31 protein-coding genes and 1 pseudogene are annotated in these 24536 nt (G+C 61.4%); 8 read left to right on the top strand and 24 right to left on the bottom strand.

From position 1 onward, the window contains the following. Positions 1–8 precede the first annotated feature (8 nt). Positions 9–491 (bottom strand): MSMEG_0572/Sll0783 family nitrogen starvation response protein, encoded by a 483-nt coding sequence (locus tag So717_RS20460; RefSeq protein ID WP_159980796.1) that lies wholly within the window; start codon positions 489–491, stop codon positions 9–11. A gap of 268 nt (positions 492–759) precedes the next feature. Here So717_RS20460 and So717_RS20455 point away from each other — a divergent pair, with 268 nt between their 5' ends. Beyond that, positions 760–2121, top strand: a complete 1362-nt coding sequence (locus So717_RS20455) for an aminotransferase-like domain-containing protein (protein ID WP_159980794.1) — start codon at positions 760–762, stop codon at positions 2119–2121. A gap of 184 nt (positions 2122–2305) precedes the next feature. Here the strand turns inward: So717_RS20455 and pqqE are convergent, their stop codons facing one another. The 7 genes from pqqE to So717_RS20420 all read right to left on the bottom strand — a co-directional run bounded on the left by pqqE (position 2306) and on the right by So717_RS20420 (position 7845). Further along, positions 2306–3412, bottom strand: coding sequence for a pyrroloquinoline quinone biosynthesis protein PqqE (gene pqqE / locus So717_RS20450; protein WP_159980792.1), 1107 nt, complete (start codon positions 3410–3412; stop codon positions 2306–2308). Next, positions 3409–3684: a pyrroloquinoline quinone biosynthesis peptide chaperone PqqD gene (gene pqqD, locus So717_RS20445; protein WP_159980790.1), complete on the bottom strand. Its 276-nt coding sequence runs from the start codon at positions 3682–3684 to the stop codon at positions 3409–3411. The genes pqqE and pqqD overlap by 4 nt, the downstream gene beginning before the upstream one ends. A gap of 2 nt (positions 3685–3686) precedes the next feature. Beyond that, positions 3687–4439, bottom strand: a complete 753-nt coding sequence (gene pqqC, locus So717_RS20440) for a pyrroloquinoline-quinone synthase PqqC (protein WP_159980788.1) — start codon at positions 4437–4439, stop codon at positions 3687–3689. Further along, on the bottom strand, positions 4436–5329 hold the full coding sequence (gene pqqB / locus So717_RS20435) for a pyrroloquinoline quinone biosynthesis protein PqqB (protein WP_159980786.1): 894 nt from the start codon (positions 5327–5329) through the stop codon (positions 4436–4438). The genes pqqC and pqqB overlap by 4 nt, the downstream gene beginning before the upstream one ends. Positions 5330–5353: 24 nt before the next feature. Further along, on the bottom strand, positions 5354–5452 hold the full coding sequence (gene pqqA, locus So717_RS20430; RefSeq protein WP_012177128.1) for a pyrroloquinoline quinone precursor peptide PqqA: 99 nt from the start codon (positions 5450–5452) through the stop codon (positions 5354–5356). Positions 5453–5556: 104 nt separating this feature from the next. After that, a complete protein-coding gene (locus So717_RS20425) occupies positions 5557–6237 on the bottom strand; it encodes a response regulator transcription factor (RefSeq protein ID WP_159980784.1) in 681 nt (226 codons plus the stop codon). 9 nt (positions 6238–6246) lie between these two features. Then, positions 6247–7845, bottom strand: a complete 1599-nt coding sequence (locus tag So717_RS20420; protein ID WP_159980782.1) for a sensor histidine kinase — start codon at positions 7843–7845, stop codon at positions 6247–6249. Positions 7846–8012: 167 nt separating this feature from the next. Here So717_RS20420 and So717_RS20415 point away from each other — a divergent pair, with 167 nt between their 5' ends. Beyond that, entirely contained in the window at positions 8013–8216 is a 204-nt protein-coding gene (locus tag So717_RS20415) for a hypothetical protein (RefSeq protein ID WP_159980780.1), read from the top strand. An 11-nt stretch (positions 8217–8227) separates the two neighbouring features. Here So717_RS20415 and So717_RS20410 read toward each other — a convergent pair whose 3' ends face one another. Both So717_RS20410 and So717_RS20405 read right to left on the bottom strand, forming a co-directional pair. Beyond that, a complete protein-coding gene (locus So717_RS20410) occupies positions 8228–9019 on the bottom strand; it encodes an ABC transporter permease (protein WP_159980778.1) in 792 nt (263 codons plus the stop codon). Next, complete coding sequence (locus tag So717_RS20405; protein WP_159980956.1) at positions 9016–9738, bottom strand: ABC transporter ATP-binding protein; 723 nt, start codon at positions 9736–9738, stop codon at positions 9016–9018. The genes So717_RS20410 and So717_RS20405 overlap by 4 nt, the downstream gene beginning before the upstream one ends. A 192-nt stretch (positions 9739–9930) precedes the next feature. On the opposite strand from So717_RS20405, the gene So717_RS20400 reads away from it, so the two are divergent. Beyond that, positions 9931–10356, top strand: a complete 426-nt coding sequence (locus tag So717_RS20400; protein ID WP_159980776.1) for a thiosulfate oxidation carrier protein SoxY — start codon at positions 9931–9933, stop codon at positions 10354–10356. A gap of 12 nt (positions 10357–10368) precedes the next feature. Beyond that, positions 10369–10698 (top strand): thiosulfate oxidation carrier complex protein SoxZ, encoded by a 330-nt coding sequence (soxZ, locus tag So717_RS20395; RefSeq protein ID WP_159980774.1) that lies wholly within the window; start codon positions 10369–10371, stop codon positions 10696–10698. Here soxZ and So717_RS20390 read toward each other — a convergent pair whose 3' ends face one another. Genes So717_RS20390 through So717_RS20360 form a run of 7 tightly spaced genes read right to left on the bottom strand, consistent with a single transcriptional unit; the run spans position 10699 to position 15958 of the window. Continuing rightward, positions 10699–11298, bottom strand: a complete 600-nt coding sequence (locus So717_RS20390) for an ABC transporter ATP-binding protein (protein ID WP_159980954.1) — start codon at positions 11296–11298, stop codon at positions 10699–10701. Further along, on the bottom strand, positions 11295–12002 hold the full coding sequence (locus So717_RS20385; RefSeq protein ID WP_159980952.1) for an ABC transporter permease: 708 nt from the start codon (positions 12000–12002) through the stop codon (positions 11295–11297). The genes So717_RS20390 and So717_RS20385 overlap by 4 nt, the downstream gene beginning before the upstream one ends. Before the next feature lie 52 nt (positions 12003–12054). Beyond that, positions 12055–13020, bottom strand: coding sequence for an ABC transporter substrate-binding protein (locus tag So717_RS20380; protein ID WP_159980772.1), 966 nt, complete (start codon positions 13018–13020; stop codon positions 12055–12057). Positions 13021–13047: 27 nt separating this feature from the next. Then, complete coding sequence (locus So717_RS20375) at positions 13048–13299, bottom strand: PepSY domain-containing protein (RefSeq protein WP_159980770.1); 252 nt, start codon at positions 13297–13299, stop codon at positions 13048–13050. Between the two features lie 17 nt (positions 13300–13316). After that, a complete protein-coding gene (locus So717_RS20370) occupies positions 13317–13754 on the bottom strand; it encodes a cupredoxin domain-containing protein (RefSeq protein WP_159980768.1) in 438 nt (145 codons plus the stop codon). A 31-nt stretch (positions 13755–13785) separates the two neighbouring features. After that, entirely contained in the window at positions 13786–14757 is a 972-nt protein-coding gene (locus So717_RS20365) for a YVTN family beta-propeller repeat protein (protein WP_159980766.1), read from the bottom strand. Positions 14758–14770: 13 nt separating this feature from the next. Further along, entirely contained in the window at positions 14771–15958 is a 1188-nt protein-coding gene (locus So717_RS20360) for an ABC transporter substrate-binding protein (protein ID WP_438810689.1), read from the bottom strand. Between the two features lie 150 nt (positions 15959–16108). On the opposite strand from So717_RS20360, the gene So717_RS20355 reads away from it, so the two are divergent. From So717_RS20355 to So717_RS20340, 4 genes are read left to right on the top strand one after another with little or no spacing between them, the layout of a single operon-like run. Further along, positions 16109–16591 (top strand): DUF3280 domain-containing protein, encoded by a 483-nt coding sequence (locus So717_RS20355; RefSeq protein ID WP_159980764.1) that lies wholly within the window; start codon positions 16109–16111, stop codon positions 16589–16591. Further along, positions 16591–17136: an SRPBCC family protein gene (locus So717_RS20350; RefSeq protein WP_159980762.1), complete on the top strand. Its 546-nt coding sequence runs from the start codon at positions 16591–16593 to the stop codon at positions 17134–17136. Before So717_RS20355 ends, So717_RS20350 begins: the two co-directional genes overlap by 1 nt. Next, entirely contained in the window at positions 17120–18061 is a 942-nt protein-coding gene (locus So717_RS20345; protein WP_238841136.1) for a YncE family protein, read from the top strand. Before So717_RS20350 ends, So717_RS20345 begins: the two co-directional genes overlap by 17 nt. Further along, positions 18058–18870 carry a quinoprotein dehydrogenase-associated SoxYZ-like carrier gene (locus tag So717_RS20340; RefSeq protein WP_159980760.1) on the top strand — a complete coding sequence of 271 codons (813 nt, stop codon included), beginning with the start codon at positions 18058–18060 and terminating at the stop codon, positions 18868–18870. The genes So717_RS20345 and So717_RS20340 overlap by 4 nt, the downstream gene beginning before the upstream one ends. 263 nt (positions 18871–19133) lie before the next feature. On the opposite strand, the gene So717_RS20335 is transcribed toward So717_RS20340, so the two are convergent. The 7 genes and pseudogenes from So717_RS20335 to So717_RS20305 form a co-directional block, all read right to left on the bottom strand. Beyond that, on the bottom strand, positions 19134–19658 hold the full coding sequence (locus So717_RS20335) for a PQQ-dependent catabolism-associated CXXCW motif protein (protein ID WP_275113690.1): 525 nt from the start codon (positions 19656–19658) through the stop codon (positions 19134–19136). Positions 19659–19684: 26 nt separating this feature from the next. After that, positions 19685–20530 carry a substrate-binding domain-containing protein gene (locus tag So717_RS20330; RefSeq protein ID WP_159980756.1) on the bottom strand — a complete coding sequence of 282 codons (846 nt, stop codon included), beginning with the start codon at positions 20528–20530 and terminating at the stop codon, positions 19685–19687. Then, complete coding sequence (locus So717_RS20325) at positions 20514–21023, bottom strand: c-type cytochrome, methanol metabolism-related (RefSeq protein ID WP_159980754.1); 510 nt, start codon at positions 21021–21023, stop codon at positions 20514–20516. Before So717_RS20325 ends, So717_RS20330 begins: the two co-directional genes overlap by 17 nt. Positions 21024–21133: 110 nt before the next feature. Continuing rightward, positions 21134–22936, bottom strand: a complete 1803-nt coding sequence (locus So717_RS20320) for a methanol/ethanol family PQQ-dependent dehydrogenase (protein ID WP_159980946.1) — start codon at positions 22934–22936, stop codon at positions 21134–21136. Positions 22937–23063: 127 nt separating this feature from the next. Further along, complete coding sequence (locus So717_RS20315) at positions 23064–23465, bottom strand: c-type cytochrome (RefSeq protein WP_159980752.1); 402 nt, start codon at positions 23463–23465, stop codon at positions 23064–23066. 39 nt (positions 23466–23504) lie between these two features. Next, positions 23505–24329, bottom strand: coding sequence for an S-formylglutathione hydrolase (gene fghA / locus So717_RS20310; RefSeq protein ID WP_159980750.1), 825 nt, complete (start codon positions 24327–24329; stop codon positions 23505–23507). Positions 24330–24333: 4 nt separating this feature from the next. Next, a pseudogene (locus So717_RS20305) lies at positions 24334–24536 on the bottom strand (S-(hydroxymethyl)glutathione dehydrogenase); the annotation flags it as partial.

The raw sequence follows: 24536 nt of genomic DNA, 5'->3' as shown, positions 1-24536 counted from the left end.
GTTCTGGCTCAGAGCGTCCAGGTGTCGAGGATGATGGCGTTGTCGCGCACATGCAGTAGTTTCAGATCCAGCACATCCTGCGGCGCAATCGGCGTGATCCCGGGTACCAGCGACGGCTCGCCATGGCCCATCAGCATTTGCAGAGCGAAGCGGCAGGCATAGACCTTGCCGCCTTCCTTCATGAATTTCTTGAGGTTTGCGGCATAGTTCTGCGCGCCGGGGAAGGCTTCGTCACCCAGCGTAGGGAAGCCGCGTTGCACGCCCAGTGACACGCCGGGGCCGTAAAGCAGAACGGACGTTTCGAACCCTTTGCGCTGCAGGCGGATCGCTTGCAGAATGTTGACCAGCCCGATGGAGCCTTCGAAAGCGACGGTGTGGAAGGTCACAAGGGCCTTCTGGCCTTCTTCCGCCTGCACATCCTCAAAGACCTTGTCTTCGTAGTTTACAAAAAAATCGCCGTCCTTGTGGGCGGGTGTGGTGACTTCGGGCATTGCGTTCTCCTGTCATGCGCGTTTGCTGTTACCTCCAGCTAGACGTGGAATGCGCGCGCAGGCTATTGATGCGTACAATTATGCAATCAATGTAATTGTATTGATTGTATGGGTCTGCTTATCCCATGGGCCTCTGAAGGTGTAAGTGACCGAATTATGTGCGTTACAAGGCTGAATTGGCTTGTCCATGCGTCAAAAATCGCTGAGAGAATTGTCTACATCGTATGCATACAATAACTGGATTTGTAGTGAAAACGGAAGGTGCAGCATGCAAAACTGGCCCCAGCGAATCAAACAATCCGGTCGGCCACGCTATTTGGCGATTGTGGATTGCATTGCGCAGGACATGAAAGACCGCGTGCTTTTGCCGGGGGATCAGCTGCCCCCGCAACGGCAGTTGGCCGATATCATCGGGGCGAATTTCACGACCGTCTCGCGTGGCTATACCGAAGCCATCAATCGCGGTCTGATCGCCTCGCATGTGGGCCGCGGAACCTTCGTGCTGCCGCAAAAGACCCTCAGCAGCAGTGATGAGCGTCGGGCGCTCGCAAATGACCTGACCATGAACGCGCCGCCGGAGCCGACCGACCCGGAGTTGCTGGAGCGGATGCGGGCGGGTCTCTCAGCCGTTTCGGACGATCTGGTGCATCTGCTGCGCTATCAGGACCCGATTGGCGGCAGTGTCGACAAGGAAGCGGCCTCGATCTGGCTGTCCATGCGCGGGCTGGTCCCGAACCTCGATCGCATTGCCGTCACCCCGGGTGCGCATGCGACGATGCTGGCCATTCTGACTGTTCTGGCGCGGCCGGGCGACTGCGTTCTCTGCGAAGAGATCACATATTCCGGGTTCAAGAAAATCTGCGCACAGCTTGGCCTGAAGCTTGTGGGCTTGCCGATGGATGAGCACGGCATTCTCCCGGATGCTTTGGAAGCCGCAATCCAGCGCCACGCGCCACGTGCGTTGTATCTGAACCCCACCCTGCACAACCCGACCACCATGATCGTGCCGCAGGATCGGCGGCTGGAGATTGCGCAGGTGATCAAACGGCACAACCTCCCGCTGATCGAAGATGATGCATACGGCTTTGTCCTGCCCGATGCGCCGCCACCGATGGCCGCCAGCGCGCCCGAGCTGACCTGGTACATCGGCGGGCTTGCCAAATGCATCGGCGCGGGGCTGCGTCTGGCCTATTCGGTGGCCCCCAACGCCCGCTCCGGCTTTGCCCTGGAAAACGGCATTCGCGCGACATCTGTCATGTCATCCCCTGTGTCCATGGCGCTGGCCACACGCTGGGTGCTCGATGGGACGGCGGATCAGATCCGGCGCTTCATCCGCAAGGAAACGGCACAGCGCCAGACCATCGCCTCCGAGATCATCACCGAGGCGGAGTTCGTCTCCAACCCGCATGCCTTCAACATCTGGCTGCGCCTGCCTGAAAGTGTGACCTGTGCGGCGCTGATGGCCAACATGTCGAACCACGAGATCGGGATTACCCCGGAAAGCGGCTTTCGGACGGCCGAAGGTGAAGACCGGTTCGTGCGCATTTGCCTTGGTGGACGTCTTCCCAGAGAGACCCTGCCTCGCACGCTCTCACATTTGAACAATCAGATTTGGCAGCTTTCACACTAGGCTCAGGATCCGCTGCTTTCGGAGGGATGGCCTGTATGACGGCTCAAAAGAAAACGGTGAACAGGTCCGATCATTTCTCATTCAGTGACGCGTTGAGGGCGCGCCTTGAACGTGGTCGTCATCATAGGCGCAAAATCGCGGCAGCGCGCTGACAGTATCAATCACGGCCCCGTCTGAAGCGCCGCTATTGTGCAGGCTGCCCAAGCTTGCCCGGCATCTGGCGGTAGACCAGCGGTGCGTCCTCTTGGGCCGCGTGGGTGTTGGCCTGGGTCTGCAACGCCGCATGATGGGGGGATTTCACACAGACCGGATCGGTTGCGGCGGCGTCACCGACGATCGCCATCGCCTGACACCGGCAGCCTCCAAAATCCACCGTCTTGCGCTCGCAACTTTGGCAAGGCTCCGCCATCCAATCCGTGCCGCGATAGGCGTTGAAGGCAGCGCCCTCGTACCAGATGTCATGCAGTGACGCCTCGGTCACTGTGTCGAATGTCAGATGCGGGATGGATTGCGCTGCGTGGCAGGGCAGCACAATCCCGTCGGGCGCCACATTCAGACCTGAGGTCCCCCAGCCCCCCATGCAGCGCTTGGGATAATCCTCGTGGTAGTCGGCAGGCACGTAGTCGATCACCAGACGACCTTTCAGATGAATGCGGGCCTCTTGCACGATGCGCGTTGCCTCCTGCGCTTGTTCGCGCGTTGGCATCAGCGCGTCACGGTTTTTCAGCGCCCAGCCGTGGAACTGCACGGTCGCCACTTCGATCCGGCGGGCGCCCATCTCTTCGGCCATCTCCAGCGCGCGCGGCAATTGGTGCAGGTTCCGCCGATGCAACACAGCGTTCAGGGTCAGCGGAAAGCCGATGTCGCCGATCCATGCGGCCACCTGCATCTTGCGCTTGAAGCCGCCGTTGTAGCCGCCGATTTCGTCGGCCATCTCGGGATTGGTGCCCTGCAACGACAGTTGGATATGGTCGAGCCCGGCGGTGTTCAGTTCGGACAGCCTGCGCTCTGTCAGCCCGATGCCGGAGGTGATCAGGTTGGTGTAAAGCCCGGCCTCCCGCGCGGCACGCACCAGCTCTGTCAGATCGCGGCGCGAGGCCGGCTCGCCCCCGGACAGATGCAGTTGCAGAACGCCCAGATCTGCGGCCTCGCGGAACACACGCGCCCAGGTGGCGGTGTCCAGCTCAGCCTCCTGTCGGGCCATCTCCACCGGGTTGGAGCAGTAGGGGCAGGACAGCGGACAGCGGTGGGTAAGTTCCGCCAGCATGGCGATGGGCGCAGGGGTGCTCACGAAACGACATCCAGAAAGCGGCGGTTGCGCAGTGCCTCCAGAAAGCCTGCGCTGTCTTTTTGGATCTGTTCAATCGGTGCGTTGAATCGCTCTGCCAGCGCGCCGGTGATTTCAGCAAAACTGCGCGCGCCGTCCACTTCGCTCAGGATCGCGTGGCCCACTATGTCGAGCGTGATCGCGCGCTCGGGCGCCAGCAAGACCCAGGTGTCGCGCACCCTGTCGCGGTGCAGCCGCACGCCACGGGGCAGGGCGGGGATATCGGCGCTCTCCATGCTCAGGATGCCTTTTGGAGCAGCAGCCCCTCCCCGGGCGTCCAGGCGCCGGGGGGGATGCGCGCAGGCTCGACATAAGCGCCCCAAAGCGCGTCGAGCTGCGACCAGAGCACATCGGTCTTGAACGTCAGCGCGGCGGCTGCGGCGTCCTGCTTTTCAGCCGTGTCCGCGTGATCCAGCACCCAAGCAAGGCCGAAGGCCACGTCTTTTGGCGCCTCTTTCAGCCGGTTCTTGAAGTAGCTGAGTGAGCTGTCATCGGCAAAATCATAGTTCTTAAGTAGGCCCTGAATGCGGTTGGCATGGATTTTTGGTGCAAAAAGCTCGGTCAGTGAGGCGGCGACCGCTTCCAGCAGGGTCTTCTCCCGCACAAAGCGCACATAAGCATCCACCGCGAACTTAGTCGCTGGCAGCACACCCTGGCAGGAGGCCACATACTCCGCATCAAGACCCACCGCTGTGGCCAGCCGCAGCCAGCGGCGGATGCCGCCTTCGTTGTCGTCGGTGCCGTCGTGATCCTCGATACGGGAGCGCCATTGGCGGCGCAGATCCGGGCTCTCGACCCGGCTCATGAAGGCCGCGTCCTTCATCGGGATCGAATGCTGGTAGTAATAGCGATTGATCACCCAGGCGCGCACTTGATCGGGGGTGCAGCCGCCGCCATGCAGCAGGTCGTGAAACGGGTGCAGGTCGTGATATCGCTCCGCACCGATCTGGCGCAGGCGGGCTTCGAAGTCTTCGCGGCTTTGCAGCGTCATGTGATCTCCATTCCGTCCTGACCGATGATCCATCCGGCGGCCTCGGCCTGCGCTTTCTCGACAGAGTCGGGCCGCAGCACCGGGTTGGTGTTGTTCATATGCACAAAGACTTTCTTGCCAATGCGCATGTCTTCAAAAGCTGCAATCGAGCCCTCGGGGCCGCTCATCGACATATGCCCCATGCGTTGCCCTGTCTTCTGCCCCAGTCCCGCTTGCACCATCTCGTCATCCTGCCAGAGAGTGCCGTCAAAAAACAACAGGTCTGCGCCATCCAGTCGGCTTCGCAGATCGTCGTTCAGCAGGGCGCAGCCAGGAATATAGAAAGCGCTGCTGTCTTCGGTCTGCAGGTGCACGCCGACGGTCTGATCGCCGATCAGGTCGGTCTGAACGTCTCCCGCCTCAAGATAAAGCGGCACTTTGCCGGGCACCGGAAAGAGCGTTGCGGTCAGCCCTGGTGCCAGTTCAAACGGTTGGTTAAGCGCAATGGTTTCGCGGGATACAACCGCGCTGTTGAGCGCGTCGAAGATTGGGTTTTCCGCGAGCACTTGGTGAATGCCAGCCGTTGCGAAAAGGGTGAAGGGTTGCATCTCGCGCAGCGTCAACAAGCCAGCCACATGGTCGATGTCGCCATTTGTGACGAGAACTGAGCGCAAAGGAAGCTGTCGCAATCCGGTAGGATGGAGAGACTGGGATTGCGACAGCTGATGCCGAATGTCCGGGGACGCGTTCAGAATTGCCCAAAAGGCATTGTCCGCCGTAACGGCCAGGGAAGACTGGGTCTGTGAAGGTATGGTGCCCAAGCGGGCAAGGCCGCAATTCTTACAGCCGCAGTTCCATTGAGGCAGGCCGCCACCGGCAGCCGCCCCGAGTATTCGCGCGCGGAATGTCATAGAGCACGCCCGCGCGCAAATGAATCAGAACAGGACTTCGCGCTCTTCGTCGCTGTCCGGTCCGTACATGTTGATTTCCATGCCGCATTCGATTTCGCGGATGATTGGTTTTGTCCAGGCCATGGGTCTCTCCTCCAAGAATGGTCCTCTTTGCCCCTCTACCGTGGCAGAGCGGGGCGATTTGAGCGACTCTTAATTTTTAAGAAACCATTAGACTTTGGTCTGTGTCAGGCGGCCTCAATGATCGGCATCCGGCCCGTGAGGCAAAACCCTTTGTTTCTCAAGGTTTTGATTTCCATTGAGAAATCAGCGGTCGCCAGCTTCTTGCGCAGATAGCCGATGTAGACATCGACCACATTTTCGTTCCCTGAGCCTTCGCTGGCCCAGAGGGTTTCAAAAATCTCGATCCGCGGGACAGGGGTGTCAGGAGACTGCATCAGCAGGTCGAGCAAGGACAGTTCGCGCTCGGTCAGCGTGACAGTTTGCGTGGCCGTGCGCAGCGCGCGGTCTGACCGGTTGAGCCGGGCGGGCTGTGGGCGCTGCGTGCCCACGCGGTGCTCCTGCACGCGCAGGCGTGCGATCAACTCGTCGAAGTTGAAGGGTTTGACCACATAGTCATCGGCCCCCGCTTCCAGCCCCGCCGCACGGTGTTCGACCTCCGAAAGCGCCGACAGCATCAGGATTGGAAGGGTGGCCCCCGAGGCGCGGGCCGCGCGCACCAGTTCAATGCCACTGTCCGCGCCCAGCATCACATCGACAATGGCGCCGATGTGGCGTCCTGATTGCAACCGTTCAAGCGCCCGGTCCGCGCGGTTTTCCGTCTCTGTTTCATATCCATGCAACGCCAACCCCCGCGCCAGCGCGGAGGTGATTTCTGGATCGTCGTCGATGATGAGAAGCGTGCTCATTGCCACAGTCTAGTCGCTTACGCGCGGCAGGCGAACCGAGATTTTGGTCCCGGGTTCTTTGCCGAGGGCCTCTGCCGTGGGCACCGGGCTGGTGAGGGCGATGTCGCCCCCCTGCGCTTCCACCACCCAGCGGGCGAGGGCCAGCCCCACGCCGAAGCCTTCATTCGCCGTTGCCGAGGTGCCCTGCACAAAGCGGTCAAAGATCCGGCCCTGATCCTCTGAATCGATGCCGGGGCCGTTGTCGGTCACTGCGATGGTGGCTGTGTCGTGCCCCGCCACCGCGCTCAGCTGGAGACGCCCGCCTGCGCGGGCGTGCCGGATGGCATTGCGGATCAGGCTGACGATCACCTGGCGGATCCAGTTCTGATCGCAGATCAGCTCTGCACCCGGCATCTCGCCAATGGTCAGGCTCATGCCGGCACTGTCGATCTCTGCCTGAATCTCGCTGTGCACAGCGTCGATCAGCACAGCCAGCGCGACCGGCTGAGCATCCAGCGCCAACTCCCCGGTGTCCGAGCGGGCAAGCCGCAGCAGATCGTCAATGCGCCGGTTCAACCGCACCGCACGCGCCTCGATGGTGGCAAAGGCAGCCTCCGGATCCGGGCTGCCCTGTTTGCCGATCTGCGCCTCCATCAGAATGACCGTCAGTGGCGTGCGCAGCTCATGGCTGATATCGGCGAAAAACCGGCGCCGCTTGTCGTCGATCTCGGCCAGTGAGGCGCTTGCGGCGCGCAGCTCTTTTGTCCGCTGCGCGATCGTTTCATTCAGACGGGCCCATTCGGCCTCCACATCTTTCTGCCGGGCCAGAAGTGCGGATGCCATGCGGTTTGTCTCTGCCGACAGCTGGCCGATCTCGTCGGTACGTGACACCGGAAGATTGATTGAGAAGTTCCCCGAGCCGATCCGCGACGCGGCCTGCCGCAGATGATCGAGGCGTGAGAACTGCGGCCGGATCAGCCCGGCATAGAAGAGTGTGACTGCCACAAGCGTGGCCGCCGCGATGCCAAAGGCAATGAGCGTAAGCCGCTCCCGCAGCGTGCCGATCCCAGACAGGATTTCATTGCGGAACAGAACTTCGGTGTTCACCGCCTGGCTGAGCAACTGATCGAAGCTGGACGCGAAACTGTCCAGATAGGCGCGTAGGCGCTCTGCCTCTTCTGTTGGTGTGCTGAGGCCACGCTCTGTGCTCCTGAGCATCGCTTCCATTCGCGCGATCCCAAGCGACTGTGTGCCATAGCGCGACTGCTCATCCAGACCGAGAGCGTGGGCCGCTTCGACCGCCTCTTCGACGTCCTGGTGCAGCCGCACAAAGGTCTGCCGCATCTGGTCGGCGACGGGGGTGATGCGGTCGGCTCGGCTTTGCGTTGACTGACCGGTCTGTATCGCCTCAGTGGCCACGACAAGGAAGGTCGAGGCCTGGGTCGACAGGCTGGAGTAACGCGCCATCCGGGTGTCGGAGGCGAGCGCGGTGTCAAGGCGACGCGCCACCTCGTTCAGCCCAAAATAGAGGATCAACGCGGTCAGCACCGTGCCTGCCCCCAATAAGGCAGCCCCGATGGCCAAACGGGCCTTCAGTGACACGGAGGATCTGTCGCGTGTCAAACTCATCTGCGGCTGACCTGAAAAACGGGCAAACTCTTAAAAAATGACCAAAGACATATCATTTCTTGCCACAGTGGGCCTGGTATCTGGTTGCTTAAGAAGAAATTTACCGACTTTAGTCTAGGTCGGGCCTGTGCGCTTGAGCAGAACCCGATAACAGGAAAGCCTGATCCATGATTGAACTGTTGTTTGTCGCCTGTCTGTCGACAGCGCCGACTGAATGCCGCGAGCGCAGTCTTTTGTTCACTGACATCTCGCCCACGCAATGCCTGATGGGCGCGCAGCCGGAGCTGGCGAAATGGTCTGCGCATCATCCCAAGTTTGATATCAAGAGCTGGCGGTGCCGCACCGCCTCGCTGGCCGAACAGCAGATCTGAGCGCACCGGCCTCACCCCTTGCGCCGCATCAGCCCGCGCGCAGGGTCATAGCCCCAGACGGCCAGGAGGCTGAGCACGAGGGTGCTCAGCACAACCCAGGCGAAGGCGTGCAGATTGAACTGCAGGTACAGCAGGAAGCGGATCAACTCCACCACATGGGTGAACGGGTTGAGCGCGCAGATGTCGCGCAGCAGCGGTGAGCTTTCCGCCATCTTCCACAGGGGGTAGAGGGCGGAGGACAAAAAGAACATCGGGAAGATGACGAAGTTCATCACGCCCGCGAAGTTTTCCAGCTGCGAGATGAAGCTCGACAGCACCAGACCAAGAGCGCCCAACATCAGCCCGCCGAGCACCAGTCCCGGGAGCACGGCGATATATCCAAGCGTCGGTAGCGTGATCCCGAAGAGGGCGGCGATGCCCAGGAATGCGTAGACCTGCAGGATGGATATGGCGGTGGAGCCAAAGAGGCGGCAATACAGCAGCCACCAGCGCGGGAATGGGCTGGTGAGCAGCAGCCGCATGGACCCCATCTCGCGATCGTAGACAAGGCTCAGCGAGCTTTGCATGCCATTGAACAGCAGCACCATCGCGCAGAGGCCGGGTACGATATAGGTCTCGTAGGTGATGTAGGTCTGATAGGGCGGGATGATCGACAGACCCAGGGCCGCCCGGAACCCTGCTGCGAAGATCAGCAGCCAGACCAGCGGGCGCACGAGGGCCGCGATGAACCGCTCCCGCTGGTGGATGAACCGCAGAAATTCGCGCCCGACGATGGCGCGGGTGACGCCCCAGAATCCGCTCATGCGGGGGCTCCCGTGCGCGCAAGAAACCAGTCTGACAGCGTGTGCGCCCCGCGGATGTCGCCCGCAACACCCGTGTCGATGATCCGACCTTGATGCAGCACGAGCAGCGCATCGCTATCGCGCACCTCATCGGTCAGATGTGTGGTCCAAAGCACGCAGAGCCCCGCATCCGCCAGATCATGCACATGGTCGGTGATCGCCTGCCGCGCGGCAGCGTCGAGGCCGACGGTTGGCTCATCCAGCAGCAGCACTTTCGGATCATGCAACAGCGCCCGGGCCAGTTCCATCCGCCGCCGGTGCCCGCCGTTGAGTGCGCGGACCTTCTCATCTCCGCGCGCGCGCATGTCGAGCCTGTCGAGAGCTGCATCGATCCGCCCCGGTGTTTCACCTCTTGGCAGACCGTGCAGCGCCGCGAAATAGCTCATGTTCTGGCGCACCGTCAGGTTCAGATCCAATGTGGGTTGCTGAAAGACCACCCCCAGATCCGCCAGCGCCTTGCGCGGGGTCGCGCGCAGGTCATGGCCTGCGATGTGGATGTCACCTTTCGGGGCCACAAGCAGCCGGGTCAGCAGCGAGACCAGCGTCGATTTTCCGGCGCCGTTTGGCCCCAGCAGTGCGCAGAACCGCCCCGGCGGCACCGTCAGCGAGACATCATCGAGCGCCAGTTTTGGACCGTAGGTGAAATTCAGCCCGGTCACGGCCAACCCACCGTTTGTCATGGCCTCGATCACCACACTGCCTCCTCCTCATGTCCCTCGTCACAGGTTGCCCCGAAAGCGCCGGGGCGACAAGCGGTGGCGCATAGCCTTTGGTCTAGCTTGCTTGCGATCGGGACGCAGGTTCACAGAGTGTTCATTGTGGCATCTTCAAGCACCACGCTATGCTGCATGTATGTCTCGGGGAGGAAGACCATGGCCGTCACACGGCGCGACACGCTCAAATCCGGATCAGCGGCGCTTTTGGCGCTGGGGTTCCCGAGCTCTCTTCAGGCCGAGGAGGTCACAGCGGAGCAGGCCATCGCGGCCTTTGTGAAGGGCGGTGAGATCTTGCAGGGCGGTATCACGCTTGATCTGGAAGACACGGCAGAGGATGGGTTTCGCGTTCCCGTTTCGGTGACCGCTGAGGGTGCCGAGGCGATCCTGATTGTCGCACCCGCAAACCCGGTGCCGCCGATTGCGCTGGTTGCGTTTGGTGCGCTGGCGGCAGATCAACAGCTGTCGACCCGCATGCGTCTGGCGCGCACGCAGCAGGTTCTGGCACTGGCCCGGATGCCGGATGGGACGGTGCGGCAGGTGTCGAAACACGTCGATGTGGTCGTCGGCGGCTGTGGCGCCTGAGGGGAGAGTGTGATGGCAACTGGTGTGAAATCCCGCGTGAAACTGCCAAAGACCGCCCGCGCAGGCGAGGTCATCACGATCAAGACGCTGATCACGCACCGCATGGAAAGCGGCCAGCGGATCAACGACGACGGCACCGCGATCCCGCGGTCGATCATCCACCGGTTCACCTGCGATTTCGAAGGCGCGCAGGTGGTCGATGTCACGCTGCACCCCGGTGTCGCCACAAATCCGTTCTTCGAATTCAGAGCCCGCGTGCCACGTGCCGGTGTTTTCAATTTCACCTGGTATGATGAGGATGGGGCCGTCTACACCGACAGCAAGATGATCAGCGTCACGTAGTTATGGCCCAAGGACGGCACCGGATGGGGTGCTTTTCAGGGTCAGCACCCGGCTGGCCAGCCTGTCAGCCTCGCGCAGGTCGTGGGTCACAAACAGCGTGGCGGGGTGATGTTCGGAGATCAGCGCTTCGGTGAGGCGCAGCATCGTCTCCGCTGTTTCAGGATCCAGCGAGACAAAAGGTTCGTCCATGATCAGCATTTTGGGCGCGCAGGCAAAGGCACGCGCCAGCGACAAGCGTCGCTGTTGGCCCAGCGACAGCTGCCCGGGAAAGAGCGTCTCCTTGCCGTCAATTCCGACCCGGGCCAGCATCGTGCGGGCGGCATCCGGTCTCAGCTCCGGGTGCGGGATCAGCAGATTGTGCAGAACCGACCGCCAAGGCAGCAGCGTGGGTTCCTGAAACACCATGGACAGCGCACCAGGGCGCTGCACCCGGCCTTCGAACTCCGGGTCGATCCCCGCGAGAATGCGCAGCAGGGTCGACTTGCCAATGCCGGAGGGTCCGACCAGAGCCAGCGTCTCGCCCGGCGCGATCCGGAACGAAATAGGGCCAAGCACAGGCATGCCATCGAAACTCTTCGATGTAATGTCGACCGAGATCATGCCGTCCGCCAACGTCGGCTCCTGCGCTCGGCTGGTTGCAGCAGCAGCCACTCCACCGTGAGCATCACGCCGATGAAGGCAAAGGCATAGACCAGCACCATCGCCACATCGAAGAGCTGGAAATGCAGGTGGATCTGAAAGCCCACACCCGACGACCGCCCAAGAAACTCGACCACAAGCACGATCTTCCAGATCACCGCAACACCGGAGCGGGCGGCGGCGGCCACAAAGGGGGCAAGCTGCGGAAAGACCACATGCCGCTGCCTCGTCCACCACGACATGCGATAGACCTTGGCCATCGCATCAAGATCGGGGTCAAGCGCCCGCGCGCCCTCGCGGATGACAACGGCCACGTTCGGCACCTTGTTCAGCGTCACCGCCGTGATGGCCGCCGCCTCCGTCAGCCCGATCCAGAGATAGCACAACACAATCAGCACAAGGGCGGGCAGGTTCAGGAAGATCACCAGCCAGGGGTCCAGCCAGCGGTTGGTGGCCGTGGAGCGGCCCATGATAAGGCCCAGCACCGTGCCCAAACTCATCGCCAAGGTGAAGGCCCAGAGCACGCGCACAAGGGTCGCGCCGAGATGGGTGAGCAGATCGCCCGAGGCAAACTCCTGCGCAAAAAGCGGCAGCAGCTGCCACGGGGTCGGCAGGATCTGGGCGTCGTTCGTCAGACCAGCCGCCACCACCCAAAGCGCCAGCATGCTGGCCAGCGACAATACCGGGGTGAGCCGTGACGCGGCCACGTCCTTGGGGCTACTTGACCACGGCGAAGAGGCCGTCGGGCAGCGAGGTGGCCTTGCCCACCAGCTCCGGCCCACCGAGTGTGCTCATCAGCGCCAGCATCTTTTCAGCGGCCTGCACATCGACGGGGGCACGGGCGGGGATGCCCGCAATCCAGTCCGACTTCAGTTGCTCGAATTGCGCATCCGAGGCTGCATTCATGCGGGGGCGTATGGCCTCCCAAGCAGCATCAGAGCTGGCGAGCTTGTCCTTTGCGGCGCGGCTGGCCTCGAAGAAGGCCTGCGCCAGCGCCGGGTGCTCGGACAGGAAACTCTCTTTCATGTAGTAGCCCAGCAGTGGGGTGTCAGCATCGAGGCCAAGCGCCTTCCCGGCCTCTGCGACAGAGACCAATTCGCGCATGCCGGAGGCTTTGTTCTTGGCCAGGAAATGCCAGAAATTGATGGCCCCGGCATAGTCCCCACCCATGGCCGATTTGAAGATCAGCGGCGGCGCGCCAAACACCTGTTCGGTGTCTGCCTTCAGATCCATGCCGTATTGCTGCTGAGCATAGGCACGCAGGATCAGCCAGGATTTGTCCAGCGGGCCACCGGCGATGCCAATCTTGCCGCCTGCCAGATCTTGAATGGATTGCGCGGTGCTGTCCGCTGGTACAACCACCCCGCCCACCGCTTTGGAGTAGGGGATGAAGACATAGTCCTTGCCCGCTGCGCGCTGCCGCGCGACCCAGATCCAGTCGGCCACGGCCATATCCGCCGCCCCGCCTTCCACCGCGATCCGCGTCGCACCATTGTCGGCAAAGGGCTGAACGTCCAGAATGAAGCCATTCTTCCGGTCCAGCCCGTTGTCGGTGATGGTTGCCAGCTCCCAATTCACGGTGCCGATTTTGAGAACCGCGGCCCGGATCGTAGGCAGATCTTCGGCGTCAAGGGGAGAGGCCAAGGCCAGACAGGCTGCGATTGCAACGCGCATCAGACGCATGCTGCTCTCCTCCGCTTCGCTGACGCGCTATTCGGCGCGGCGGCTCACCTCGTTAAAGTCCTTGTCGAGCTTGATGTCGAACTGACCGCCGCCCTTGCAGATCACATCGTCGAGATCATAGCCGTCGTCTTCGACCTCAATATCGTCCGGGTCCATCTGGCACTCGATGGAGGCCAGCATCGCTTCGATCTTTTCGACCGTTTCGGCGTCGAGATGTCCGTCAGCGAAGGCCGGAGCAGACATAAGCGAGAAGGCGGCAAGCGCGATAATGTGTTTCATGGTTGGATCTCCCTGGATTACTGAATTGAAATCGTGATGGATTGCGTCTCTCCGGTGGAGCCGGGGATGCGCAGCACATGGCGACCGGGCTTGATGGCGATGAACGACATCTCGACCACACCGGCCTTGTCAAACTCGATGCTGTCGATGGCCATGGGGCGGATCTCGATTTTGTTGATGACGATTTCATTCATCCAGATCGAGCGGAAGAAGCTTGCGCCTTCAATGGCCAGTTCCGCCGAGCCATCGGCGGTCACCACCAGCGTGTAGTAGGCACCTGATTCCAAGGTCACATCCTCGCCCAGCGGTTGGCCGGAGGCCAGGGTCAGCGGTATGTCCTCCCCCCGGTTGCACTTGGCCAGCAGCCCGGCAAAGCCAAGGTCATCGCAGAGCGGGGCTGCCAGCGCGGGCCCGCTTGTCACGGCCAAGGCCGCCGCCATCAGTAGTTTTTTCATATCTGTCCTCTCCCTGTTTCGCTGATCATGCTCAGTCGATGGTCACCACGCCCCAGGGCTGCTGGCCGACCTGAACCGATTTGATCGCCTTCTCCTTGGCCACATCGATAACGGTGATGTCGTTGGAGTTGCCATTGGTCGTTAGTAGGAACTGCTCGTCGGGCGTGAAGTCCAGCTGCCAGACCCGCTGGCCTACGAGGATGTAATCGAGCACCTCAAGGCTTTGCGCATCGACAACCGCGACCCGGTTCGCAGGCCCCAGCGCCACAAACAGCCGTTTGCCGTCAGATGTCACTCGCGCGCCAACCGGTTGCAGCCACTCGGGCTGTACGCCTGCCACTTCAAAGCTGATCTTGCCCACAACCGTCGGTGCGCCATCCTCCGCGATATCCATCACGGTGACGGTGCCGCCAATCTCGGACGTCACAAAAAGGCGGCTGCCATCTGCCGTGTAGTGCGCATAGCGCGGGCGCTGATCGACAAGGATGTTGTGTTTGATCTTATAGTCTTCGGTTGAGATGAAATGCGCCATGTTGGTGGTCTCAGACGTGTTCACCACGAACTTGGCATCCGGGCTCATGCCCATGCCTTCGGGCTCCACGCCCACGGGCACTTCGGCCAGGATCATCCGGGTCTCCGTGTCGGTCACGGTGACCAGATTGTCGTCCTCATTTGCGATGTAGAGGCGCTTGCCGGAAGGCTCCAAGATGAACAATTCCGGGTCCGGGCCGGAGGGCAGGCTGGGCAGCTCCTCATAGGTTTCCGCATCAAAGACCCGCACCAGATTGTCGTCCGAGGCGCAGACATAGATCACCTTCCCGTCCGGGCTCGCGGTGATGCCACGCGGGCGGTTGCCTGCGAAGAATTCGGTTTCCACTTCCCATGTGTCGGTGTTCAGCACGGTGATGGTGTTGCCGCGCTCGTTGGAGATGAACGCCTTGCCCGCAAGGGCAGGGCCCGCGATGAGAGCGGCCAGGGCTGTCGAGAGGAAAAGCGATTTCATCTGTTGTCTCCGATTACTGAAAGGCGTCGCAGCGGGATTCGGGCCGGTCGAGGCCCATGGTGTCGAGCGGGGAGGTCTGGTGCAGAAAGCCCTCTTGCGGGCTGACGCTGACGGTGATGCGCCCGTCATAAAGCAGGATCGGTTGGCGCAACTGGCCGTTCCAATCGCGGAAGGTGACCTTTTGCCCCTTGAAGGCGGCCAACTCAAAACTGTCAGAGATGGCATAGTCGCGCACGCCATCTGGCGCGGCGGTATTGGCGCGGGTCACGGCCTCACCCACAACGCGCAGGGCGAGCCAGACGTTATAATCCTCCGGCATCGCATAACGACCGGTCAGCGCCTCAAAGCGGGTCTGGTATTGCGTGGCGCCCCAGGCTTCATGCGCGCCGTGGAAGGTCGTGGGCACCAGCCCGCCTGAGCCCATCACGGGGCGCGGGGTCCACAAGTGAAAGCTCATGAACCGCGCGAAATAGTCGGTCTCATCTGCTGTGATCACCACGTCATGATCGTCAGCGCCTTGGGTGAAGGCAGGCAGTTGCCGCTGGACCAACACATGGCCGGAATCCGTGCGGCGAGAACCTCCGGTGTCTTCGAACATCCGGTCCTCGGTGATCTTGGCGCCGAATTTCTGCGCGGATTTGCGAAAGGCGTCTGACAGCGCCACATCCTGCGGGTTGGAGCCGGAAATCAGGAGCCACTTCGTCCATTTTTTCCAGACTGCAAATTGCGCCACCGCGTCCGCCATCATGGCATGTGAGGGCGCCGTGTGCAGCAGATTGCCGCGGCAGGCCTCATCGCGCAGGCTGATATCAGCCGCGCGGGCGTTGAACACCAGCGCACCCGCGTCGGCGGCCTGATCGGTCAGCCGCAACAGATCGTCCTGGCGCGCCTGCACCACCACCAGCTTTATGCCGCTGGACAGGATTTCGGCCATGGCTGCATCGGCCCCCTCTGGTGGGACCGCCATAGTCTTTGTCTCATAGGTATGACCCAGAAACCCGCCCGTCGTGCCGTTGTCCTCATCCGCAAGGGCCGCGCCTGCGAAGCCCAGATCATCGGGCGGCAGATCATAGCGGCTGATCGGCAAAAGTGTGGGGTAGTCGATGCGCAGAACAGCGGCCTTGACGTCAATCGCCCAAGCCGCGCTGGTAGAGAACAAAAGAACAAGTGCCGCCAAAAGCGACTGGTGCAAACGATGCACGTGATCCTCCCATGCCCGGATCTTGTGCCGGGCTCCCCTTTTTATTCCCGGCCCCTCGTTTCGCGTGAACCGATACTTTTGGCCGGGTTGTGACAAGCAGCCTAGCAGCCGCACGATAAAGCACGATTCTTATTTTTTAAGAATGGACATATGCGATTGATTTTGCTCGCCTTGTTCGCGGCAACTGCGGTTCATGCTGAGGAGCGTGTGGCCTTCTTCGGCTTGACCCTGCTCGATACGTCGCTGCAGTCCAGTGCCGCTGGCGACAGTGCTGCGGAGCTTGCGCGCCTGACCGGGCTGGAGCGTATGGTCGCTGAGCGTTTTGCGGCGGAGGGCTACACGCTCATTGACGTGGAACCGGCGCGCAAGGAGATCGACCGCGTGGTGAACCTCGCCAAATGCTATGGTTGCGACACGCGGATCGCGGCGGGCCTTGGGGCGGAGTATTCCCTGGTCGGCGAGGTGCAGAAGGTCTCGGACCTGATCCTGGCGATCAACCTGCAACTGCGCGATGCAGAGAGCGGCGAGATGGTCAAAGGCGGCGTGGTCGATATTCGCGGCAACACCGACGAAAGTTGGCAGCGCGGCATGCGCTACATCCTGAAGAACAGATTTTTCACTGAGGAGGAATGATGAAAAAGCGCGTATTTTTAGGGGTTTGCCTGGCTGCGGCGGCTTTGCCCGGTCTGGTCTGGGCGCATGGACCCACCCGCCAGAAGGTCACCGTCACCACAGAGGTCGCCGCCGATCCGGCGGAGGTTTGGGCCACTGTTGGCAATTTTCAGGATATGTCCTGGCACCCGGCTGTGCACAGCAGCACCGGCGAGAACGGCAATGCGATCGACGCCACGCGGGTGCTGAGCCTCGGCGCGGCGGATGGGCCAACCATTTCAGAGATCCTCTACAAGTTCAGCGATGAGAAGATGAGCTATTCCTACCGGATTACCGACGTGAAGGTGGAGGTGCTGCCGGTGACAAATTACTCGTCGCATCTCACCGTCATGCCACGGGATGGAGGTGGCTCGATCATTGAATGGCGCGGGGCGTTCTATCGGGGTTATCCCAACAATGACCCACCCGAAGAGTTGAATGATGAGGCCGCGATTGCCGCGGTCACCGGTGTCTATGAAGCCGGGCTGCAGGCGTTGACCGAGAAATTCGGTGCGGCTGGGTCCTAGCCTTGCAGGCGCGCTGGTGCTGGCCGCCTTGCCGGTGGCAGCGCGCGATCTGGCCTTTGTGACCTGCCAGACAGGGGATGCGCTTAGCGTGCTGGATCTGCAGGCGGGTGCCGAGATTGCACGCTGGTCGGTGCCCGGCAAACCTGCCGGTGTGGCCGCTTCACCCGGGGCTGTCTTTACCGTCGCTGCAGACAGCAAGAAACTGCGCCGGCATGATCCGTTGACTGGTACTGTGACGGCCGACATTACGCTCGACGGTGGCCCCATCGGCATCACTCATGATGCCGCGCGAGGCCGCTTGTTTGTGTCCGACTGGTACAGCGCGCGCATCTGGGTGGTGGCGGATCAGAGGCTGGAGGTGCTGCAAACCCTGAAAGTTGGTGCCGCTCCAGCGGGGCTGGCCCTGTCGGGTGATGGCCGTTATCTCGCCTCGGCGGATCGGGATGCGGATCAGATCTCGCTTTTTGAGGCGGAGACGCTGGCCCATCACGCGAACGTTCTTGTGGGCGTGCGCCCCTTTGGTCTGGGGTTCTCGCCAGACGGGCGGCTTTTTGTGGGCAATGTGGGCAGCAATGACGTGACGGTCATTGACCCGGAGACTGCCGAAGTACTGGCCACCGTGCCCGTGGGTGACCGCCCCTATGGTGTGGCCTTCGCCAAGGGGCATGCCTTTGTCACCAATCAATACGCCGACACGCTGAGCGTCATTGATCTGGCGACGCTGGCCGTGGTCGAGGTGCTCGACACCGGCGAATACCCCGAGGGGGTGGATACGATAGCGAATGGTGCGCACGTCGTTGTGGCCAATTGGTTCGACAACACGGTCACCATTTTCGACGCAGACACACTTTCTGTGCTACAAGAGATCGAAACCTGCGACGGACCCCGCGCCTTCGGAGCGTTTCTAGTGGAGGAGAAGCGATGAAACATCTTGGATTGACCACTGCGCTGCTGTGCTGCACGGCGCTGCCTGCGCTGGCCAGCAACGAGGCCTGGGACTCTGTGAGGGAGCAGCTCTACGGTGACCGTGTGATGCTGAGCGGGCAGGGGATCATCGCCATTGACGCGCCCTATCGCACCTATGATGACGCGCGCACGGATCTGGCCGCGCAAATCATTGCCCCACCCGGCGTGCAGATTGCCAAGGTGACGGTGGTGCTGGATGAAAACCCCATGCCTGTCTCTGCGGTCTTTGACCTCGCCGAGCCGCAGCCGGGATTTTACTTCGATATCACCATGCGGGTGAATGGGCCAACGCCGATGCATGTGATCGCCGAGGCGACAGACGGGCGGCTGTTTGTATCGGAGACCTTCGTGAAAACCTCGGGGCAGGGAGCCTGTGCGGCCCCACCGGGGACTGATCCGGAACTGGCGCTGGCCTCTCTGGGGCAGATGAGCATCGACGTTGCGGGTACTGTGCCGGGCGTGCAGGGCGGAAAGCTGACAAGCCTCGCCTCACGGCTCAGCCGGATGGATGTGGATATCTCGCACCCCTCGCATTCGGGCATGCAGATGGATCAAATCTCGCTGCTCTTCATCCCGATGCGCTATGTGGAGAATGTGGATATCGACCTCGATGGCGCGGGATTTGTGGAGATGACAGGCTCGATTTCGCTGTCCGAGAACCCGCGTCTGGGGCTTGCCGTGCCGCAAAGCACGCGGTCGGTCGATGTGACGATGACGGATACAGATGGCGCAGTGGCCCATGCGCATAAGGATCTGGCGGGGTTTTAGAGAGCGTCGCCAAAGTTCTTTGCTTGCATGTTGGGCGACCCCACGGGGCATCCTTACCTGCAACCTGAGACATCCAGCAGCGTTGTTGAAGTGCCGGTCCGAGGGGTGGCGCCCGCGCGCCGCGCTTTTTGCCAAAGGCAAACCTCTGGTTTGACGGGGGCGGAACGGCGCGACGCAACAGTGCCTGTTGCGCGGCTGCTCTGATCGACGCAATCTGTCTCAGATCTAAAGCTGGATGCCTTATGGGTCATTCGCCCTCTGACTCAATTTGTCTGCGGCTGCCCCGCCTCTGGCGTTACCTTTTCCAGCGGATAGCCCCAAAGCGTCCACCCGTCGGTGCCCTCGGGCAGCCAGTAAACGGACGTATAGCCCCATTCCACAGCGCGTTTGGCAGCGTTCCAACTCATCCAGCAATCCTCAAGGCAGAAGATCACAATAGGATGGGCGCGGTCGCCTTCCGTAACGGTCTCCAGACCGGCCTTGAAGTAGTCAGCTGTGACATCAGCAATAGCCCCGTAGCCCACATTCGGCAGCCAAATGGCTGCGGGGATGGACTGGCGCGGCTTATCGCGCCAGATTGTGCCCTTGGGCAGGTTCGCGGGTTTCGGCGGTTGTGGCAGGACGTCGATGAACGCTGTCTTGCCGTCTTTCCAGAGCGCATGCGCCTCTTCGGGGCCTACAACCGTCGCACCGTCCAGCGTGGCTGGCACCGGCGCGCGGTAGTGGTCCATGCGGTAGTCAGTGGGTTCGGGAACCGTCTGAGCATGGCTGGCAAGCGGCAGGGCCAAGCAGGCCGCCACGAGCCAGCCGCACTTCAATTGGAGATCTCCATGACCTCGGTGCCGAGATCGGTCACCAGTGGCACACCGGCCTCATTGAGCAGCGCGTTGATTTCATCTTGATTGCGCCGGATGAGCGAGTTCAGTTGCCGCTGCCAGACCTTTTCACCGATGCGCACGCCCATGGTGATGCGGTAGAACAGGCGCGGCGGCAGTTCTTCCTTGATCAGCGGGATGACCTTGAAGCCGGGATAATCCGTCTTGACCAGCGGCCCGCCCAGTGGCCCCCAAAGCACGGCGGCATCAATCTCGCCCGATTTCAGATCATCGAGCATGTCTACGGCGGGGCTTTCATGACGGCGATCCACCACGAGATTATACCCCTTTGATTTGCCGATCAGACCGTGCCGCGCTAGATGTGCCGCAGGCGGCGTGCCGGCAATGATCCCGATCCGCCGCCCTTTGAGCGCGGGGTCGGTCAGCGCCTCGACGGCGGCCAGATCGCTCGTATCCGGCACGATCAGCGTATAGACGGAGGTGAAATAGTGGTTGGTGTTCAGAACCAACTCATGCCCCTGCGCATAGCCCATGACGATGTCGCACTGCTTGGCTCGCAAGGTGTTGCGGATGAAGCCGGTCGCCATTGGATACCAGGTGTATTGCACCGGCAGATCGAGCTTGGCGGCGACGAACTCGGCCAGTTTGTTCTCAAACCCGCTCTCGTCCTTGGCGGACATGGGGTAATTCGCGGGGTCCGCACAGACACGCAGCGCCGTATTGGAGACCAAGTCAGACGTTTGCGCGCCAGCAGACCCCGCGAGGGAGACCCCCAGCAAAAGGGGAATCGTCAGGCGGCGGAGCGTTTTAGCCCATGCAGGCATCTTCATCCTCGCGGATCACGTCGGACTTGGCCTCTTTCTTCGCAGGCCGTCCGCGCGCCAGATTGTCGGTGCCACGCGCTTTCAGATAGACGTAGATGTCGTCGAGATAGCACATCACATTGCGGTTTTCGCCAAAGCCCGGCATCACCGAATTGCCGTTGTTCCGGCCATTCACCACCACGTTGACGAATTCGTCATAGCCCAGATCAACCGAGGAATTCTTGATGGCGGGCGCATAGGTGGAGCCTTCGCCGTCCGGCCCGTGGCAAACATGGCATTCCGCGTGATAGCGGCGGAAGCCCGAGAAGGTCAGCCAATCGACGGTGCCGTCGTCGGCGATCTTGAAGGTGGGCACGTCATCTTCGGTGAAGTAACGGCCGTCTTCGTCGTAAGAAACTTCATAGCTCTTTGGATCAATCGGATCTTCCGCGAGAGCGGCCATCGGCAGCCCGGCTGCGAGACAAAGCGCCATGATGCGGTGTATCGTTTTCATCTGTGTCCTCACCCATTTGTATCAGGGGCCGCGTTTCGCTGTCGCCCGATGTCTTTGTTGGACGGGCGCGACCTTGGCCGCGCCCCTCGGTGTCAGTGGGTTCGCCGTGCTCAGTCGGGCAGGGCGAAGACGGTCAGCTGACCACCCAGAGCGGTATAGTCGCTGAGCGCGGCATAGCCGCCCACGGCGCCAAGACCGTCATTGGGGTTGGTCAGACCAGCCGCGAGGCCAATCCCGGCCCAGCCGCCGACACCCGACAGGATGCCGATGTACTGTTTGCCAGCGGATTCGTAGGTCATCACGTTGCCGATGATGCCCGAGGGTGTCTTGAAGCGGTAAAGCTCCTCACCGGTCTCGGCATGCACCGCCTTCAGGTGACCTTCGAGCGTGCCGTAGAAGACGATGTCACCGGCTGTGGCCAGAGCACCGGACCAGACCGAGAACTTCTCGGGGATGGACCATTTGATCTCGCCGTTGATGTTGTCCCAGGCGATGAAGTTACCCATGCCACCATGGCTTTCAGGCGCGGGATACATCGACAGGGTGGCACCCACGTAGGGCTGACCTGCGGTGTAGCTCACCCGGAACGGCTCATAGTCCATGCAGACGTGGTTTGTCGGCACATAGAAGACTTCGGTCTTGGGTGAATAGGCTGCAGGCTGCTGGTCCTTGGTACCAAGAGCGGCAGGACAGATGCCCGTGGTGTTGACGTCTTCACCGTTCTGCTTGGTGGAATACTGCGCCACCACAGCCGGACGGCCATAGGTGTCGGAGTTCGGATCCATATCGACACCGGTGGTCCAGTTCACCACGGGGTCGTATTTCTCCGCCACGAGCAGCTCGCCCGAGACACGGTCCATCGTGTAGGCCAGACCGTTGCGGTCAAAGTGGGTGAGCAGCTTGCGCTCTTCGCCATCAATCTCCTGCTCCGTAAGGATCATCTCATTGATGCCGTCATAATCCCACTCGTCATGCGGGGTCATCTGGTAGAACCACTTGGCCATACCGGTGTCGATGTCCCGTGCCATCACGGTCATCGACCAGCGGTTGTCACCAGGACGCTGCGCGGGGTTCCAGGTCGAGGGGTTGCCCGTGCCATAGTAGAACAGGTTCTCGTCCATATCCGCAGAATACCAGCCCCAGGTGGTGCCGCCGCCGATCATCCACTGGTCACCTTCCCAGGTGTTGGTGCCGGAATCCGCGCCAACCGGTGTGCCGAGATGCGTGGTGTTTTCCGGATCGGCCAGGATGTCGCTGTCAGGCCCCATGGAGTAAGCGCGCCATTCCTGCTCGCCGGTTTCCATGTTGTAGGCTGTGACCGAGCCACGCACCCCGAACTCGCCGCCCGAAATGCCCACAATCACCTTGTCCTTGATCGGCAGCACGGTCGCTGTGTTGGTCTCGCCAATCGCCGGGTCGCCGTTCTGGGCTTCCCACTCAACGGCGCCGGTCTCTGCGTTCAGCGCGACCACCTTTGTGTCGGCCTGATGCAGGAAGATCTTGCCATTGGCATAAGCCACACCGCGGTTCACCGTGTCACAGCACATCACCGGAATGACGTCCGGGTCCTGCTTGGGCTCATACTTCCAGATGATCTTGCCTTCATTTGCAAGATCCAGCGCATAGACGATGTTGGGGAAGGGGGTGTGCACATACATCGTGTCCCCGATCACCAGTGGCGAGCCTTCGTGCCCGCGCAAAACGCCGGTCGAGAAGGTCCAGGCCACCTGCAGGTCGCCCACATTCTCCGCATTGATCTGTTCCAGCTGCGAATATCGCTGGTTCTTGTAGTCACCCGTCTGGATGGCCCATTGGCTTGGGTCCTCCATCTGGGCAATGAGATCGTCATTTGCATAGGCCATTGTGGCGGCGCAAAGAGCGATCCCAGACGTGAAAAGCTTGAGCTTTTTCATCATAGTACCTCCCTGTGGTGCGGCGGGATTGCCGCGAGGATTGATACGCAGACCCATCGCTGGGCCTGGTACCAGATCTTCCCTGCGCCGCCGGTCTCTCCCTCGCCGACGCAGGGAATTCTAGTGCTTACGAGCCTTCGCCTGGGAAGCTCGCAAGATATGCGATTACATTTGCGCGGTCTTCGTCTTTACGCAGACCGGCAAAGGACATCTTGGTGCCCTTGAGATAGCTGCGAGGCTTTTGCAGAAAGGCGTCGAGCTCCTCTGGCGTCCAGGCCTTGCCCTCGGCGGCGGCCTCCATCAGCGCATCCGAATAGGAAAAGCCCTCAACCGCGCCAAAGGCGCGATCCACAACGCCGTTCAGCACCGGCCCGACCTTGTTTTCAGCCCCTTCGCCCACCGCATGGCAGGCTTTGCACTTGCGGAACACCTTTTCACCCTTGGCCGCATCTCCGGTGACATGACCATCCGCGAGCAGCGCTGCGGGGAGCATCATCAATGAGGTGGCGACCAGAATTCTTTTCAGCATGTTGTGTTGTCCTTGGTTTCAAGCCTGGGTTGTGTGAATTCAATTCAATCGCGCGGCGTGCCATTGCACGTGATCCCGCGCAAAGCTGTTCACGAAGAAGTACGAATGGTCATAGCCGTCCTGCATGCGGACTTGGCCCGGCTGACGGCGACGGGCCATCATGTCTGCCAAGGCCTCGGGTTTCAGGAGGTCGAGGAACTGATCGCCGGAGCCCTGATCGACCAGCAAATCGCTCTTCCAGCCGTATTCCTGCAGCAGCAGCGTCGCGTCATGCTCAGCCCAACTGCTCTCATCATCGCCCAGATAGGCGCTGAGCTGTTTGCGGCCCCAGTCGGATTGCGTCGGGTTGGTGATCGGCGCAAAGGCAGAGAGGGAATCGAACAGCCCCGCATTGCGGAGTGCGATGGTGATGGCACCGTGCCCGCCCATGGAGTGGCCGGTGATGCCGTGGCGGTCCCGCACTGGCAGGTTGTCCATCACGATAGAGCGCAGCTCGCTCACGATGTAATCGTACATGCGATAATGCGTCCGCCAGGGGTTGCGCGTCGCATTCACGTAGAACCCCGCGCCTTGTCCCAGATCGTATGCCTCGTCGTCACTAACACCGTCGCCGCGCGGAGAGGTATCCGGGAAGATCACGGCCAACCCGTGTTTGGCCGCGTGCTCCTGAAACCCGCCCTTCGTCATGGCGTTTTCATGGGTGCAGGTCAGGCCACTGAGGTACCACAGCACCGGCACCGGACCATCGGCGGCCTGCGGCGGTAGATAGGCGGCAAAGGTCATCTCGCAGCCGCAGGTGTTGGACGGATGCGAATAAACCAGCTGACGCCCTCCAAAACTGCGATTTTCCGAGATCACCTCCATACCCTCAGAACTCCACGACGGCTCTGATGGATTCGCCTTTGTGCATGAGGTCGAAGCCGTGGTTGATCTCGTCGAGGGTCAGCTTGTGGGTGATCATCGGGTCGATCTCGATCTTGCCGTCCATGTACCAGTCCACAATCTTCGGCACATCCGTGCGCCCCTTGGCCCCGCCAAAGGCCGTGCCGCGCCAGACGCGCCCCGTGACCA

The sequence above is a fragment of the Roseobacter cerasinus genome (assembly GCF_009811755.1).
GTDB lineage: Bacteria > Pseudomonadota > Alphaproteobacteria > Rhodobacterales > Rhodobacteraceae > Roseobacter > Roseobacter cerasinus.
The sequence above is the reverse complement of the archived record's forward strand: the minus strand, read 5'-3'. Positions and strand labels throughout refer to the sequence as shown.